At 34.6% G+C, this 15,716-nt stretch carries 14 protein-coding genes; 10 read left to right on the forward strand and 4 right to left on the reverse strand.

Annotated features, from left to right (window positions below; genetic code table 11):
* Positions 1 to 67 precede the first annotated feature (67 nt).
* The 4 genes from F7O84_RS04550 (at position 68) to F7O84_RS04565 (ending at position 3,058) form a co-directional block, all read left to right on the forward strand.
* Positions 68 to 370, forward strand: a complete 303-nt coding sequence (locus tag F7O84_RS04550; protein ID WP_151142392.1) for a DUF3781 domain-containing protein — start codon at positions 68 to 70, stop codon at positions 368 to 370.
* 8 nt (positions 371 to 378) lie between these two features.
* Complete coding sequence (locus tag F7O84_RS04555; RefSeq protein ID WP_151142394.1) at positions 379 to 870, forward strand: hypothetical protein; 492 nt, start codon at positions 379 to 381, stop codon at positions 868 to 870.
* Positions 871 to 1,117: 247 nt separating this feature from the next.
* Positions 1,118 to 1,876 carry an MBL fold metallo-hydrolase gene (locus F7O84_RS04560; RefSeq protein WP_151142396.1) on the forward strand — a complete coding sequence of 253 codons (759 nt, stop codon included), beginning with the start codon at positions 1,118 to 1,120 and terminating at the stop codon, positions 1,874 to 1,876.
* A gap of 216 nt (positions 1,877 to 2,092) precedes the next feature.
* The gene (locus F7O84_RS04565) at positions 2,093 to 3,058 is read left to right on the forward strand and encodes a tocopherol cyclase family protein (RefSeq protein WP_151142398.1); all 966 of its coding nucleotides are present in this window, start codon (positions 2,093 to 2,095) and stop codon (positions 3,056 to 3,058) included.
* 206 nt (positions 3,059 to 3,264) lie between these two features.
* Here F7O84_RS04565 and F7O84_RS04570 read toward each other — a convergent pair whose 3' ends face one another.
* The 3 genes from F7O84_RS04570 to F7O84_RS04580 form a co-directional block, all read right to left on the reverse strand.
* On the reverse strand, positions 3,265 to 4,314 hold the full coding sequence (locus F7O84_RS04570) for a tyrosine-type recombinase/integrase (protein ID WP_151142400.1): 1,050 nt from the start codon (positions 4,312 to 4,314) through the stop codon (positions 3,265 to 3,267).
* Between the two features lie 68 nt (positions 4,315 to 4,382).
* Complete coding sequence (locus tag F7O84_RS04575; RefSeq protein ID WP_151142402.1) at positions 4,383 to 5,426, reverse strand: HAMP domain-containing sensor histidine kinase; 1,044 nt, start codon at positions 5,424 to 5,426, stop codon at positions 4,383 to 4,385.
* On the reverse strand, positions 5,419 to 6,096 hold the full coding sequence (locus F7O84_RS04580) for a response regulator transcription factor (RefSeq protein WP_151142405.1): 678 nt from the start codon (positions 6,094 to 6,096) through the stop codon (positions 5,419 to 5,421). The genes F7O84_RS04575 and F7O84_RS04580 overlap by 8 nt, the downstream gene beginning before the upstream one ends.
* Positions 6,097 to 6,323: 227 nt before the next feature.
* On the opposite strand from F7O84_RS04580, the gene F7O84_RS04585 reads away from it, so the two are divergent.
* From F7O84_RS04585 to F7O84_RS04610, 6 genes are all read left to right on the forward strand, one after another.
* A complete protein-coding gene (locus F7O84_RS04585) occupies positions 6,324 to 8,039 on the forward strand; it encodes an HlyD family efflux transporter periplasmic adaptor subunit (protein ID WP_151142407.1) in 1,716 nt (571 codons plus the stop codon).
* 11 nt (positions 8,040 to 8,050) lie between these two features.
* On the forward strand, positions 8,051 to 8,749 hold the full coding sequence (locus F7O84_RS04590; RefSeq protein WP_151142409.1) for an ABC transporter ATP-binding protein: 699 nt from the start codon (positions 8,051 to 8,053) through the stop codon (positions 8,747 to 8,749).
* Entirely contained in the window at positions 8,746 to 10,038 is a 1,293-nt protein-coding gene (locus tag F7O84_RS04595; protein WP_151142411.1) for an ABC transporter permease, read from the forward strand. The genes F7O84_RS04590 and F7O84_RS04595 overlap by 4 nt, the downstream gene beginning before the upstream one ends.
* 205 nt (positions 10,039 to 10,243) lie before the next feature.
* Complete coding sequence (locus F7O84_RS04600; RefSeq protein WP_151142413.1) at positions 10,244 to 11,587, forward strand: AI-2E family transporter; 1,344 nt, start codon at positions 10,244 to 10,246, stop codon at positions 11,585 to 11,587.
* A gap of 132 nt (positions 11,588 to 11,719) precedes the next feature.
* Positions 11,720 to 14,218: a CoA-disulfide reductase gene (locus tag F7O84_RS04605; protein ID WP_151142415.1), complete on the forward strand. Its 2,499-nt coding sequence runs from the start codon at positions 11,720 to 11,722 to the stop codon at positions 14,216 to 14,218.
* A gap of 39 nt (positions 14,219 to 14,257) precedes the next feature.
* Positions 14,258 to 14,641 carry a PaaI family thioesterase gene (locus tag F7O84_RS04610; RefSeq protein WP_151142417.1) on the forward strand — a complete coding sequence of 128 codons (384 nt, stop codon included), beginning with the start codon at positions 14,258 to 14,260 and terminating at the stop codon, positions 14,639 to 14,641.
* Positions 14,642 to 14,686: 45 nt separating this feature from the next.
* Here F7O84_RS04610 and F7O84_RS04615 read toward each other — a convergent pair whose 3' ends face one another.
* Positions 14,687 to 15,682: a choloylglycine hydrolase family protein gene (locus F7O84_RS04615; RefSeq protein WP_151142419.1), complete on the reverse strand. Its 996-nt coding sequence runs from the start codon at positions 15,680 to 15,682 to the stop codon at positions 14,687 to 14,689.
* Positions 15,683 to 15,716 lie beyond the last annotated feature (34 nt).

A 15,716-nucleotide genomic window follows, 5' to 3' on the forward strand; every position in this document is an offset into this window, starting at 1 on the left:
TTCGTTTCAAGAAAGGGATATATTATGATTAACTAGATTAAGTATGGAGAAGAGGAAGAAGCTAAATATGAAAAATGAATTATTACAAAATATTAACAAGCTCCATACTACCAAACTAGGTGTGACACGAATTCAGAAAAATCTTTCTCTTGATACAGAAGATGTGGTTGCATGGTGTAAAGAAAAGGCCTTATTGACAGAGTCATCCATAGAAAGAAGTGGGAAAAATTGGTATATTGCTACCAAGGATTGTATTATTACGGTAAATGCGCATAGTTATACAATTATTACAGCACATAAAAAGAGAAAAATACTAAAAACAAGTAATATTGATAAGCTACATTTGAGTAAAAGGAAAGATAGAATTTAGGTGATGATTTGACAAATTATTTAAATGAATACTTTTATCTAGGAGGCTATTTTATTATAAAGCCGATAACGAGAGCTGAATGGATGAATCATGATGTACTGCCTGAATCACTACTTTCTGCAAGCAGTTGTATTTGTGATTTCTATCCGGATAGTAGTGTTGTTTTTAACAAGTCACGAAAGAAAAAGAAAGAGTATAGGAAGGAAATTGGGGTAGATTTTTCTGACTATAATAAAATGGAAGATTGGTTAAATAAAGAATCTGAGAATCGCTTTGAATATCCGAATGTTTTTAGTAGCCTAAATAGTGCAAATGAGTTTTGCCAGAAGTTTTTATATAATCAAAGTGAACTGAAAATTATCGGAGTTGCTCTACCAAAGACTTATAAGAATTCTTTTTTAGAAGATCAAGATTTGGGATATGGAATATGTAAAAACATTAATAAAGCTATGGCAATTGATTCACATAGTACAATTTTAGGATATGAGATTCTAGGATAAGAGCATGGTGGATTTCATTCCTATATCTGTAACGGTCTTGAAAATCAGTATAAGAATAAATTTGATTATTCATTAAATGAAAATGGATTTATTGAAACTTTGAAAGAGGCACAAATGTTAGCGAACTATACCAACGAGGAAGTGAAAGATGCAGAACCGGTTAAATGGTTTCCTTGGGCTATTCTAGGTACATAAGTTAATAAAATGAAATTTATCAGGGGGAATGAATTTTAAGGAGGAAGGTTAAATGAATAGAAAAATTGAAGTGAAACAATTAAAGGATCATATTTATCTTTTGCGTGATAAGGAAGGCGCTACTGGTTATTTAGTAGTAGGGCAAAAGAAGGCTTTAGTGATCGATACCATGACTGGATATGAGAATGTACATGATGTAGTTCGTACGTTGACTGATTTGCCATTCATGGTAGTAAATACTCATGGACATTGTGACCATATATATGGAAATATTTATTTTGAAGAGGCATATATCCATCCAGATGATAAAGAAATTGTGAAAGAGCATATTGCCCTTCCCGATTTTGTTGAAGCGTGTAAGGCACACAATTTATCAATGCCTCCGTTTAAAGATATTTCAGATGGTGATGTGATTGAACTTGGCGGATTAACGTTGGATGTGATTTCTTTACCTGGACATACGCCTGGGGGGATCTGTTTATTATTGAGAGAGGATAGGATATTATTTACTGGGGACGGTATTAACCATCATCTATGGATGCAACTTGAGGAAAGTAGTAAATTAGAGGATTTATTGAAACATCTCGATAAAATTATGTATGTTACAAATGATGCCGATTATATTCTTCATGGTCATGCAAAGGGATTTGACGATATTTCTTTGCTTACGCAATTAAGAGATGGTGTTGCTGATCTGATAAAAACCCGAGGTGAAGGTGATAAGGACTATGAATGGTTTGGTGGAGTAGACAAACAACATATTTTTGGAGATGGGGAGAGTGTTATTTGCTATTCGATTGATAAGCTTTAGAATAGGTTAATAGCTCGATATTTAGAGGGGAAAATTAAAAAAAGAGCATTAAAATAAACACGATAACCCTGAATAAAAATTAGCAATTTAGTTTAATAATAAATAGGAATCGTAAATGAATGGAATCATATACTTAGTTTTGGCAGAATTGAGTTTGAAAAGATGACAGCGATTATCTGGAAATAAATTTATTTGTGTGAAAGAGGGCTTAAAACAATGAATAAACATAAACATCCAGAGACCTTTCAGAAAAGAAAATACAATAAGTCATATTTTGAGGGCTGGTATTATAAGCAAGTTACATCAGACGGAAAAAATACCGTTTGCTTTATTCCAGGAGTGAATTTAGATAAATCCGGTGCTAAGAGTTTTATTCAATGTCTTCATTTGAATCAAAACAATGAATTAAATACGTATATGATTGATTATCCTATCGGCGCTTTTTCTAACGTTGATAATCCTTTTTCGATATCTATCAATAACAACTATTTCTCAAAGGATTGTTTGAAACTAGACATTGATTCAGAAAAATTAAAGGTGAATGTAATTGTTAAATTGATAGATCTAACGCCAATTGTAACATCTGCACTTAGCCCCAATATTATGGGGTTTTTTAGTTATATTCCTTTTATGGAATGTAAGCATGGTATTATTAGCATGAGTCATCAACTGAGTGGAACCTTAAAAGTCAATGGTGAAGTAATTGATTTTACAGGTGGCAAAGGATATATTGAGAAGGATTGGGGAAGATCTTTTCCCAAAAGCTATGTTTGGATACAATCCAATCATTTTGAAGATAGCACAACCGGACTGTTTTGCTCCGTAGCAACAATACCATTTTTGTCGTTTTCATTTACTGGATTTATTTGTAATTTAATTCATCAAGGGGTAGAATATCGATTTGCAACTTATAATGGATCAAAATTAAATGTAAATAAACGTACAGATACGAGTGTTCACTTGGATTTAAGAAATAAAAAGTATTATTTGAAAATAAAGGGTGAGGCAGCACTTTTTAAAAAGTTATTGGCTCCTAAATTAGGCATAATGGATAAAACAATCAAGGAAGGTTTGTCTGGGAAAGTAGAAATTTTGTTAAAAAATCAAAAAGGTCATATTATACTGAAATCAAAAAGTTATCAGTGTGGAATGGAACTTGTAGATATGTTGATTCCTAAATAATTATCCCACCTCTAATCGCAACAATGGAGCAAATTTAAAAATAGAATATTAATATAAATAATATCTGTGATGAATTATATAGTTTATGCATCGCCTCCACCGATGAACCCCATGAAAATCTTTAGATTTTCATTGGGTTATTATAGTCTGTAATTGAGAAAATTCGTATTTAAAATCTTTAAGTGAGTATTTTATAACTGCAATACCTATTCCCTCCTCAATTTCACAAACCCCGCTGCCTTCCTGCGGCGTTCTTCTTCAATCGCAGCATAGTGCTTTCTAGTTGTATTAACGTCTTTATGTCCAAGAACATCTGCCACCAAGTAAATATCACCTGTTTCTCGGTAGAGATTCGTACCATATGTACTGCGAAGTTTATGTGGTGTGATATTTTTAAGCTGAGTTACTAACTTTGAATATTTTTTGACTAAGAGTTCAACGGAGCGTACACTCATGCGCTTCATCTGTAGCGAAAGAAAGAGAGCATTGGTACTGCCTTCAACAGCAATCATGTGGGTGCGCTGTTCAAGGTAATCTCGTAAGGCTTCCTCCACTTCTTCGCCAAAATAGATAATCACCTCGTTACCACCTTTTCGATGAATCTTAATTCCATTGTTTTTAAAATCCACATCATCAATGTCAAGTCCGACACATTCAGATACTCGAATCCCAGTGCCAAGTAAGAGAGTAAGCAAGGCCAGATCACGAACTTTTGTTTTGTTGTGAAATTGCTGTTGCTTTTTCGTCAGCTTATCGCCTTGTTCTACTTCATCAAGTAAGATTGCAACTTCATCGATATCAAGACGTACAATATTTTTTTCATGTACCTTTGGCATGGTAACAAGTGCAGGAGGATTCTTCTCAATTAGTTCCTTCTTATAAAAGTAGTTATAAAAGGTTCGAAGAGAGGCAAGTTTACGCATTTTTCCTCGCTCTTTGTTCGTGTATTCCACGCCATCTTTTGTATAGTATTTTAAATAGTCCAGATATTCTTCAATGTCAACTGGTTTTAATTCATCTAGTATAGAAAGAGGAATATCACTCATATTCATTTTTTTACAGATTGGATTTTCCTCATGCAAAAATTCGAAGAAAGTTCGCAAATCATAAGCATAAGCAATTCTTGTCCGAGACGAGGTAGAAGGTTCAATTCCTCTAAAAAAGTCTGCACAAAAACGAGGTAACGTAGTTAAAATGGTACGAAGCTTTACTGCGTTATCAATATTGATTTGTTCATGATACGTATGTTCTTTCATAAAATATCTTCCTCCGACATCATTATTACAATAGTATATCATATTTTCAAAGGATTACCAGTTCCCATTCATGAAGTTGGAAAAGTAAGCGTAAAGGTGGTTCCTACTCCTAATTCACTGTGAACATCAACAGTTCCTCCTGACAAATCTACAATGTGTTTTACTAAAGTTAAGCCTAGTCCATTTCCTTCAGATAACCTAGCCTTATCTGACTGATAAAATTTTTCAAATAGATGTAGTCTTCCTTCCTTGGAGATTCCAATGCCGTTATCTGTAATAGAAACCGTTACCTCATTACTAGTCTGATAGGCAACGATTTGTATTTGACCACCTTTTGATGTAAATTTGATGGCATTGTCGATTAAATTGATAAATACTTGTATCATTAATTCTTCATTGCCATAAAACGAGATAGTTGCTAATTCAAGATCAAGGTTGATTTCTTTCTTCGCCCATTTGCTTTCTAAAAAAAGCAAGGCCTGCCTGATTTGTTCATCCAAGGAAAACCAATTCTTGTCCAAAAGTTGTTCTTGGTGCTCTAATTTAGAAATTTTTAATATATTACTAGTGAGTGTAGAAAGCTGTCTTGTGCTACTCATTATAATATCTATATAATTTTGCTTTTGTTGTGGTGATAAGTCCTCAGATTGTAGCAATGTTACATATCCTTCAATGGTAGCAAGGGGAGTTTTAAATTCATGAGATACATTGGCAATAAAGTCGTTTCGTAGTGTTTCAATACTAGACAATTCTATCACCATTTTGTTGAAGTTTTTTGCCATAACATCAATCTCATAGATTTTCTGATTTTCCTCCAAAGAAACATTAAAATCACCCTTAGCCACCTGATTTAATCCATGGCTGAATCGTTTGATTGGATTAATGATTACCTTTGCACTAATCATGGAAAAGACAGTACCAATACAAGTACTTATAAAAAGTAACATAATAATGGGAACTAGTGGATTTTCTTTTAAATGAATAAAAAGTCCAAAATGCAAAAAGAAGGCAGCAATCAAACTAAGTAAAACAGTAGAAAGAAGAGTTGAAAAAAACACGACTAAAACAAAGGTGAACCATAGATTTATATATTTTCTTTTTTTTCTACTCATTTTTCTTCACCACTTTGTATCCTAAGCCTCTAACGGTAATGATGTCAAAATCTTCATTTTCTTTCAAACGCTCTCTAAGTCGATTGATATGAACATCAACGGTACGCTCATCCGATTCACTTTCCATGCCCCATATTTCATCCATAATACTTTGTCTGGTAAAAATTTTATTTGGGTAAGAAGCCAATTTATAGAGAAGATAGAATTCCTTTTGAGGAAGAAGTATAGTCTCGTCCATTTGATAAACCGTCAAGGTATCGTATTCTAGAACGGTCTTTCCAATCGTTAGTTTTCTTTCTGTGATGATTTGTGCTCGTCTAAGTAAAGCATTAACACGAAGAACCATTTCGTTAACATCGATTGGTTTTACCATGTAATCATCTGTTCCATACATAAAGCCTTGCTTTTTATCTTGAAAGCTTTCTTTTGCTGTGATTAAAAGAATCGGTATCTCATAGTGTGCTGCCCTTAATTCTTTGATTAAGGTATAACCGTCCATATTTGGCATCATAATATCGGAAATCAATAAATCCACATACTCTTTATCCATGTAATCCAATGCCTCTATTCCATCCTTGGCATCAATGGTTCGAAAACCGTTTTTATTTAGTACCGTACAAAAAAGCTGTCTTAGATTATCATCGTCTTCCACGACCAATATTGTAAACATAACGAATCCTCCAATCGTTGTAAGGCCTCTTTTATGACGTTTATAAGAGGTAACTTACCTGCTTTTTTCATATATTTTAACACAATTAAGTGTGATAATCTAATTATAGTAAAGTATTTTAAACTTAATATGAACAAATATACTTTTAGGATATAAAACATTTGTTTATATTGAGTTTAAATTCATTTGATATCGTATGAAAAAATCACAAAACGGAGGATGTTAGATTGAGTAAGTTAAAAAAGATTTTTTCAAAGAAACAAAAAATAATAGCACTTTTCATTGTTGTAGTGCTATTTGTTGTAGGATTATTCGGAGCAAATGCACTTTCTTCTAATAGAAAAAAAGGGCAGGAAGCCGCTCTTGAAACAGAAACCATTGAAAGAAGAACACTGACCAATAGTATAAGTGCAACGGGTACCATAGCGGCAAGCGAAGTACAAGAAGAGCAAGCGTCACTTACTAGTTATGAAATCACTTCAGTAAATGTAAAAGTAGGAGATAAAGTGAAGGCTGGTGATATTCTTTGTACGTTTGATGTAAGTAACATTGAGGATTCAATGGATTTGGCACAAAAAAGCATTGAAACAGGTGAAAAACAAAATAGTATCAGTGAACAAGCAGCAAAACGCTCCTTAAGTTACGCGAAAGAAACGTTGGATGCTGCAACACAACAATCAAACAGTAAAGTTGAAACTGCGGAGAATAAATTGACAGAAGCACAAAACAATCAAAGTGAAATAGAAAGCGATTTGGAATCAGCAGAAGATAAAGTTAAAAGTACGAAAAAGGACTATAGTAGTAAAAAGAAAGCCTTTGAAAAAATAAGCAAAGAATATGAAACAAAAAACATTGCTTATGAAACTGCAAAGGCAGATTCGGATGCAGCACAGGCTTTAGTAGATGAGTTGACGACGAAAATAGCTTCTACAACAGATGAAACATTGCTTTTGCAATTCAATGAACAGTTAGTAACTGCAAAAGAAGATTTGGCGGCGAAATTACAGATAACAAGTGATGCAAAAACACAGTTAGCAACCATAGAAGCGTCTTATAGTGAAGCCAAAGCATCATATGAGGCTTCACAAGTAGCCTATGAGACCGCAAAAAGTAATCAGTCAGCTTTAGAAAGTCAACTAGACGTGGCTAAATCTTCTGTAGAAGCAGCTCAAAATACCTATGACAGTGCCGTAATGGAGCGAGACAATACGAATCGAAGCAACACCAATACCGTTCGTGCTCAAGAAGAGAATTTGGCGTCAGTAAGGATTTCAAATGAAACGAATCTTGATGCAAAAAAAGATGAATTAAAGAAATATGAAGAGCAATTAGAAAAAGGAAATGTAACTGCAAAGATTGATGGAGTCGTAACCGCAGTGAATGTAGTTGCAGGCAATGTTTATACGGGTGGCGATATGGTTGTAGTTGAAAATGACAATTCATTTCTTGTAAAAGCTACTGTGGATGAATATGACATTGGAAGTCTTTACACAGGAATGCCAGTAGTGATTAAAACGAATGCAACAGGAGAAGAAGAATTAGCTGGTACCATTACATATATTTCACCAAAACCAGAATCCAAGACTACCACCTCTACTACAAGCAATGATGTAAATTATCAGGTTGAGGTATCCGTTGATTCACAAAATGAGAAATTACGTCTTGGAATGACTGCAAAATTAAGCATAATACTTGAGACAAAAGAAGATGTATTAGCAGTACCATATGATGCAGTGACACAGACAGGCGATGGACAAGGAACAATTGAAGTGGTTACAGAGGGTAGTAAAGAGCCAAAGCAAATAGCCGTTACCCTTGGACTTGATACAGATTATTATATAGAAATCATCAGTGAAGAAATAACAGAGGGCATGCAAGTTGTAATACCTTCTAATAATACAGAGGTCTCAATACCAAACATGGGACCAATGGGAGGGTTCTAGGAGGTATTAAAATGGGAACAATCATTCAATTAGACAATATAATCAAACGATTCTACATTGGAGAACCAAACGAGCTTCAAATTCTAAATGGAATTTCGCTATCAGTTGAAGAAGGTGAATTTGTCTCCATTGTAGGAGCGTCTGGCTCAGGAAAAAGTACATTAATGAATGTGATAGGAATTTTAGATCGACCGACAGAAGGTAATTATATCTTGGATGGTGTAGATATCAACGCAGCTAAAGATTATGAACTCTCAAAAATCAGAAATGAAAAGATTGGGTTTGTGTTTCAAACCTATAACTTAATTTCAAAGACCACTGCATTAAAAAATGTAGAGTTACCCATGTTATATGCAGGAAAAAAGAAAAAAGAACGTATTGAAAGATCAAAAGAACTCCTTGATTTGGTTGGAATTGGAGAAAGATTAAAGCACAAGCCAGAAGAACTATCGGGAGGGCAAAAGCAAAGAGTTGCGATTGCAAGAGCAATGGCGAATAATCCTGCAATTATTTTAGCAGATGAACCAACTGGTGCCCTAGATTCCCAAACAGGGCGAATGGTAATGGATTTGTTTCATAAGTTAAATAAGGAACAAGGAAAGACCATCGTATTAATTACTCATTCCAATGAATTAGCAGAAGAAACACAGCGTATCATTACTATCAAAGATGGTAATGTAATAGAGGAAAGAAAGGGGATGGGAGCATGACATTAATTTATGAAAACATACTGCTCGCCGTCAACAGTTTATTAGCAAATAAAATGAGAGCACTCCTTACGATGCTTGGCATCATCATAGGTATAGGCTCTGTTATTGCGATTATGACAGTGGGTGACTCTTTAACCAACTCTGTATCCTCCTCCATGGAATCTATGGGAGCAAATAACATTACGGTTGGATTACAGCAAAAAACAGAGAAGGAAGAGGTAAATGAATCTGGAGCTGTATTTGGGAGTAGTAAAAAGGGAAGTGGATTGGCACAAGAAAAAGATTACATTACAACGCAGATGATAGAAAAGCTATGTGAAACTTATCCAGATTCAATTGAAGTCATTTCAGCTAGTGAAACGGTTGGAGCAGGTCAGTCAAAGACAGGCAATAAATCTGCAAATACACAAGTAATTGGTGTAAGCGCAGGATACTTTGTTGCAAATGATATTACTTTTTTAAAGGGAGGTGCTTTTTCAAAGCGTGATTTTGAAGGAGCAAAAAAAGTAGCAATTGTATCTGATAAATTCGTAGACAATATGTTTGATGGGAACCTAGAGGATGCAATTGGGAATGAAGTTGAAGTTAAAACAAATGATAAATATATTACCTATACAATTGTTGGTGTCTACAAATATGAAGAGGCGAGTTTTGGTTTTTCAACCATGTCTGATAAGGATATTACGACAAGTATGTACATTCCTCTAAAGACAGCTATGAATATAAATCATACAACAGGATTCTCACAATTTTCGGTTGTAACCAAAACAGGTGTAGATTCAGTTAGTTTTGTAAATCAAATTGAACGTTTCTATGAACCTTTTTATCGAAACAATAATGATTTTGAGATAAGTGCTTTTAGTATGGAATCTCTTGTATCAACTATGATGGATATGCTTTCTACCATTACGGTAGCAATATCTGTTATTGCAGGGATTGCACTATTAGTTGGAGGTATTGGTGTTATGAATATCATGCTTGTTTCCATTACAGAAAGAACCAGAGAGATTGGGACAAGAAAGGCATTGGGTGCAACAAATGGTTCTATTCGGTTACAATTCATTGTAGAAGCAGTTATTATTTGTATGATTGGAGGAATACTAGGTATTGTACTAGGTGTGATATTAGGAAATGTAGCAGCAACTTTACTAGGATATCCTGCATCAGCATCTGCTAGCAGTATCTTAGCTTCCTTGACGTTTTCAATGACAATTGGCGTTTTCTTTGGATATTATCCAGCTAATAAAGCGGCTAAAATGAATCCAATTGAAGCATTACGATATGAATAATAGAAATGAAATAGTGGCAGGCTTAGAACGCCTGCTCTTTTTCTATTTCCATAGTACAATTGAATCGCTTCAAATCATATATGGGTATGCTAAATGATAACGCCAAAATAAGGATTTTGAAAAGAACGAATACCTTTTTCTTATTTGACTATAATAAAATCAAGACGCATCTAGCGTTTTCTTAACAATCGCATGGAGGATAAATATGAAATATCATTGGGATAAAAAGTATTTATATTGGGGGGTAACGGCAATTTCTGTAATATCCGTAAGTATATTCTTATTTTACGGAGTATTTCATCTTGATGAAATAAAATGTGCAATCGGCAAATGGATAACCATTTTAATGCCCATCATTTATGGTCTGGTAATTGGGTATTTGTTGTCACCGGTTGTTAATTACTTGGAAAAACATGTCTTAAAACCCTTCTTTTATGAGAAATGCCGCTTTGCTAAAAGTAAAAAGAATCGAAAACGAATCAGAGCCTTAGCTATTTTTGTAACACTTGCCTTTGCGCTTTTACTCTTTTTTGGTTTGTTTTCTTTGTTGATTCCACAGCTTTTTATAAGTATTAGTAGCTTAATAACGTCATTTCCGCAAATTTATGATAACTTTATTCAATCTGTTGAAGAGGTCTTTATAGATAAACCAAATTTAGAAACAGATGTCATTGAGTATCTAGATGCTGCATCAGAATATACGGAGAAATTCTTAAATACACAGATTTTACCAAGAGTAAATCAGATTTTTGTGCAACTATCCTCTGGAGTCATTAATTTTATTGGTGTGCTAAAGAATTTATTTATTGGGGTTATTGTTTCTATTTATGTCATGAGTAGCAAAGAATTATTTGCGGCTCAAACAAAAAAGTTGGTATATGCTGTATTAAAACCATATCGAGCAAATATTTTGATTAAAAATGTAAGGTTGACGAATGAAATGTTTAGTGGATTTATTAGTGGCACATTACTTGATTCTTTGCTGATTGGTTTCATATGCTTTATTGTAACAAACTTAATGAATATGCCATATGCGATACTAGTTAGTGTAATTATTGGAGTAACAAATGTTATACCGTTTTTTGGCCCTTATCTTGGAGGAATTCCAAGTGCTATTTTAATCTTACTTGTTGACCCGATTAAATCTATTTATTTTATTATCTTCATTATGTTATTGCAGACCTTGGACGGTAATATTATTGCGCCTAAAATATTGGGGCATTCCACTGGATTATCAAGCTTCTGGGTGATTGTCGCAATATTACTTGGCGGAGGTCTATTTGGAATATTAGGCATGTTTATAGGGGTTCCGATATTTGCTGTCATCTATGCCCTTATCAAAGCCTTTATTAATCGAACGCTAATTGCCCACGACTTGCCTTTTCGAACCAACGATTATTTTAACTTAGATTATATTGATGAAGATACGTTTGAGAAGGTATATAATAGAAAAGAAAAGCAAGAAGACTCTAAGATTCATACTAAAATAGAAGAAATCAAGGCCAAACGGCAGTTAAAAGAAAAAGAGAAAAGGAAAAAGAAAGATTAATAGACAATTAACGTGACTTAGTTACAGAAACTCATAATGACACACGATTATAATGAGATTATAAAATCTAATAGTTGTGTAAACAAAAGTTATAAATTTAACAATCCAAATAAGAAAAGGAGAGTTTATATTATGAGTAAAAAAACTGTAATTATTGGTGGGGTGGCAGGCGGAGCCAGTGCAGCGGCACGTCTTAGAAGAAAAGATGCATCAAGAGAAATTATAATATTAGAAAAAGGAGAATACATTTCTTATGCAAATTGTGGTCTTCCTTATTATATTGGTGATGTAATCCAAAACAGAGATGCTTTGTTATTACAAACGCCTGAAGCGATGAAACAAAGATATAATATAGAGGTACGTATCTCATCAGAAGTAATAAAGATAAATCCTAAGGAACAAAAGGTATTGGTTTTTAATCATAGGACCAAAGAAGAATACGAAGAGTCTTATGATGATTTGATTCTAGCAACAGGATCGTCTCCAATTGTACCAACAATTGATGGCGTAAATCAAGATAATATCTTTACGGTGTGGACAGTTCCAGATACGGATAAAATTAAGCACTATATTCACGAAAAAAAGCCAAAAAGAGCGGCTGTTATTGGTGGAGGCTTCATTGGATTAGAGATGGCAGAGAATTTACACCACGCTGGTCTTGAAGTGACTCTCATTGAAATGCAAAATCAGGTGATGGCACCAGTTGATTATGAAATGGCGCAGTTGCTTCATGAAAATATGAGGATGAATAAGGTACAATTGATACTAGGAGATGGTGTAAAATCCTTTACGAATATTCAGGGTGAAACCAATATTTCTCTAGCAAGCGGGAAGTCTATTCTTGTTGATATGGTCATTCTATCAATTGGAGTAAAGCCAAATAGTATTCTTGCAAAAGACGCAGGCATTGCAGTGAATCAAAGAGGTGGTATCGTTGTGAATGAATATTTAGAGACAAATATACCTCATATCTATGCAGTTGGAGATGTAATTGAGGTGGAGCATTTTGTCCTAAAAGATAAAACAATGATTCCATTAGCTGGTCCAGCTAATAAGCAAGGGCGCATTGTAGCAGACAACATAACTGGAGAACATAAAAAATACAATGGTTCTTTAGGAACATCGGTGGCGAAGGTATTCGATTTAAATGTAGCTTGTGTGGGCGTGAATGAAAAAACACTAAAAGCGCAAGGAAAAGAAAAAGGAAGGGATTATCAAACGGTCTTAATCAATCAAAAATCACATGCTGGATATTATCCAGGGGCTACCACGTTGACTCTTAAATTAATCTTTCAATTAGATGGAACGATATTAGGTGGACAGATTGTAGGGCAAGACGGAGTTGATAAGCGTATTGATACCCTTGCAACTACCATACGGTTAAATGGTAAGGTATCAGACTTAACAGAATTAGAGCTAGCGTATGCACCTCCATTTTCCTCAGCAAAAGATCCAGTTAATATGCTTGGTTTTGTAGCAGAAAATGTATTAAATAACCTGGTTCATTTTGTAGAATATGATGAAGTAGATGAACGAATTCAGGAAGGAAAAGACGACTTCATTGTTCTTGATGTTACGGAAGCAATGGAGCGTATGGTTTTTAGTATCCCAAAATCTTATCACATTCCACTTGGTCAATTAAGAACAAGAATGGAAGAACTAGATAAGAGTAAATTCATTATCGTTTATTGTGCAATCGGTGTTCGTGCCTATAATGCAGCACGTATGTTAATGCAAAATGAATTTCAAAATGTTGCTGTTTTATCAGGTGGAACTACTTTTTATAAGTCCATGCATAGCTGTGACATGACAGCGTTAGAAAAAGAGGATAAGAATCCAGAAATTACAGCGGCACAAATGGATGAGAGTGCAAAAGAGGAGGATGAAATCATAGCAGACCGTCAAATGCTAGTTTTAGATTGTTGCGGTTTGCAATGCCCAGGACCGATTGTGAAAGTAAATGAAGCAATCAGTGAAATGAATGAATCGGATATCTTAAAAGTATCTGCTACCGATATGGGTTTTGCGAAAGATATCGAAGCTTGGTGTAAAAGAACTGGTAATACACTAATAAAAAAGGAAAGAATCGAGAAGGAAAATATTGTTTATATAAAAAAGGGAACTTCTTTTTGCGAGATAGAACCAAAAGAAGTCCATGTTCCACAAGGAAAGACCATTATAGTTTTTAGTGGAGACCTTGATAAGGTGCTAGCTTCTTTTATTATAGCAAACGGGGCAGCAGCAATGGGAAGACCTGTGACAATGTTTTTCACTTTCTGGGGACTGAATGCTCTACGGAAAAATGAGTCTGTAAAGGTCAATAAATCGTTGATTGAAAAAATGTTTGGCTTTATGATGCCTAGAGGAACGAAAAAGTTAAAGCTTTCCAAAATGAACATGGGCGGTTTGGGTACCCAGATGATGAAGAAAGTGATGAAGGATAAAAATGTAGATTCCCTTGAGGCATTGATGAAACAGGCAATGGCAAATGGAGTGAAGTTAGTGGCATGTACCATGTCAATGGATGTGATGGGAATAACAAAAGAAGAATTGATCGATGGAGTAGAATTAGCAGGTGTTGCTACTTATCTTGGAGATGCAGAAGAGTCAAACGTAAACTTGTTTGTATAAAGAAAAGAGAGAAATTCTATTGAAAAGGAGTGAAAGATTATGATAGATATAAAGGAAGCAGTAGAAAACATAAGGCGTCATACAGGGATTCACTTTCTAAAAATAGAAAAGATGTATGCTGAAAGTGAGCTTTTTATAAAGCAAGAACACTTAAATATGTTTCAGATGGTTGGGGGTGGATGTCTTTATAATTTAGCGGATATAACGGCAGGAGTTGCTTATAATAATCAAGTTGATAAAGGTGTCACTGCAAATGGAACGATAGACTATTTACGGGCGGCAAAGGATACCGAAAAATTAATTTGTAAAGCAACAATTATCAAAAAGGGTGCAAAATTAGGATTTGTTCAAACTGAAATAGAAGATGATAAAGGCAAATTAGTTGCCAAAGGTAATTTTATCTTTTGTAAGATTGATGCATAAAGGCTAAAATGTAAAGGCTTGAAGAAAGTGTGAGATAATCACACCTTATTCAAGCTTTTGATATACAACAGGTCTTGATAATCGTCCCAGATTGACAATATCTTTGGCATTTACAGCGGTATTATAAAGATTAACCGATGCAATTTGCAAATTATCATAAGTTCTAAAATAATATGTGCTAGTGGCAGTACCAATGATAGAACTATATTTGGTGTAATCATACTGATCTCGATCGGTAATTACGACTCCTCTAGGAATGGTTACCCCTTCTAAGATATGAAAACATGACATGACAGCGTCGGTTTGATTTCTTGGCGTTGGGATATGGGTCTTTCGATAAGAGGTTTTTACAAAACGCTCTGGTGAAGTATGTCCCCCAGGTAAAGGTATAGTTCCTCCACCTTGCCCAAAAGGAGTTAGTTTGATATCACCCCAATAAGTTTCTGTCGTTTGATAAGGACTTACTTCTAAGTAGTTTCTAAGGTTGGTCATTTGCCAAGCAAAATCTGGACTATTAGTCATAACACCGATAGTATTATGATATAACATAAAGCCTCTTTTTGTATGTTCAATGACAACGCATTGACCGCTTTTATCGGTAGCAATCCAATGAAGTGGGGCAACATTTTGCGTGATGGGATCTGGCAGGCCAATTAATGCAGTATGACTAAGTATGGGGGCTATATCATCGATGGATTCACATTGCCCTAACAGATAATGTAAAAAGTCTAGTGAGGCAATGGGTTCTTTTTCTTTTAAATTGTTGGGATCACAATAGCTGGCATAGCCTGCAAAAAACAAAGTTGCAGCAGCAAAGCCTTTCTCATTGACTCCATCAAAAAATCCAAGGATGTTATCCTTTTCTTCCCCGATTGCCATAAATCGGAATTTGTTTTTTATTTGTTTACCGTTTATCGTATTTCCCCAGCTGTGATTTGCTGGAATGATGTAGAGTTGAGGGTTGATAGGATAAGAAAAATCCATATTTCGTCCAAAAAAATTTTCTTTTTGCATGGTTTGTAACGTAATTGATGTACACATATGTATTCCTCCTGACTATGTGAAGTAGAAAAGC

The sequence above is a fragment of the Candidatus Galacturonatibacter soehngenii genome (assembly GCF_008830185.1).
GTDB lineage: Bacteria > Bacillota > Clostridia > Lachnospirales > Lachnospiraceae > Lachnotalea > Lachnotalea soehngenii.

Coding starts and splice junctions, on each gene's coding strand:
- F7O84_RS04550 (WP_151142392.1), top strand. CDS start 68: ATGAAAAATGAATTATTACAAAATATTAACAAGCTCCATACTACCAAA.
- F7O84_RS04560 (WP_151142396.1), top strand. CDS start 1,118: ATGAATAGAAAAATTGAAGTGAAACAATTAAAGGATCATATTTATCTT.
- F7O84_RS04565 (WP_151142398.1), top strand. CDS start 2,093: ATGAATAAACATAAACATCCAGAGACCTTTCAGAAAAGAAAATACAAT.
- F7O84_RS04570 (WP_151142400.1), bottom strand. CDS start 4,314: ATGAAAGAACATACGTATCATGAACAAATCAATATTGATAACGCAGTA.
- F7O84_RS04575 (WP_151142402.1), bottom strand. CDS start 5,426: ATGAGTAGAAAAAAAAGAAAATATATAAATCTATGGTTCACCTTTGTT.
- F7O84_RS04580 (WP_151142405.1), bottom strand. CDS start 6,096: ATGTTTACAATATTGGTCGTGGAAGACGATGATAATCTAAGACAGCTT.
- F7O84_RS04590 (WP_151142409.1), top strand. CDS start 8,051: ATGGGAACAATCATTCAATTAGACAATATAATCAAACGATTCTACATT.
- F7O84_RS04595 (WP_151142411.1), top strand. CDS start 8,746: ATGACATTAATTTATGAAAACATACTGCTCGCCGTCAACAGTTTATTA.
- F7O84_RS04600 (WP_151142413.1), top strand. CDS start 10,244: ATGAAATATCATTGGGATAAAAAGTATTTATATTGGGGGGTAACGGCA.
- F7O84_RS04605 (WP_151142415.1), top strand. CDS start 11,720: ATGAGTAAAAAAACTGTAATTATTGGTGGGGTGGCAGGCGGAGCCAGT.
- F7O84_RS04610 (WP_151142417.1), top strand. CDS start 14,258: ATGATAGATATAAAGGAAGCAGTAGAAAACATAAGGCGTCATACAGGG.
- F7O84_RS04615 (WP_151142419.1), bottom strand. CDS start 15,682: ATGTGTACATCAATTACGTTACAAACCATGCAAAAAGAAAATTTTTTT.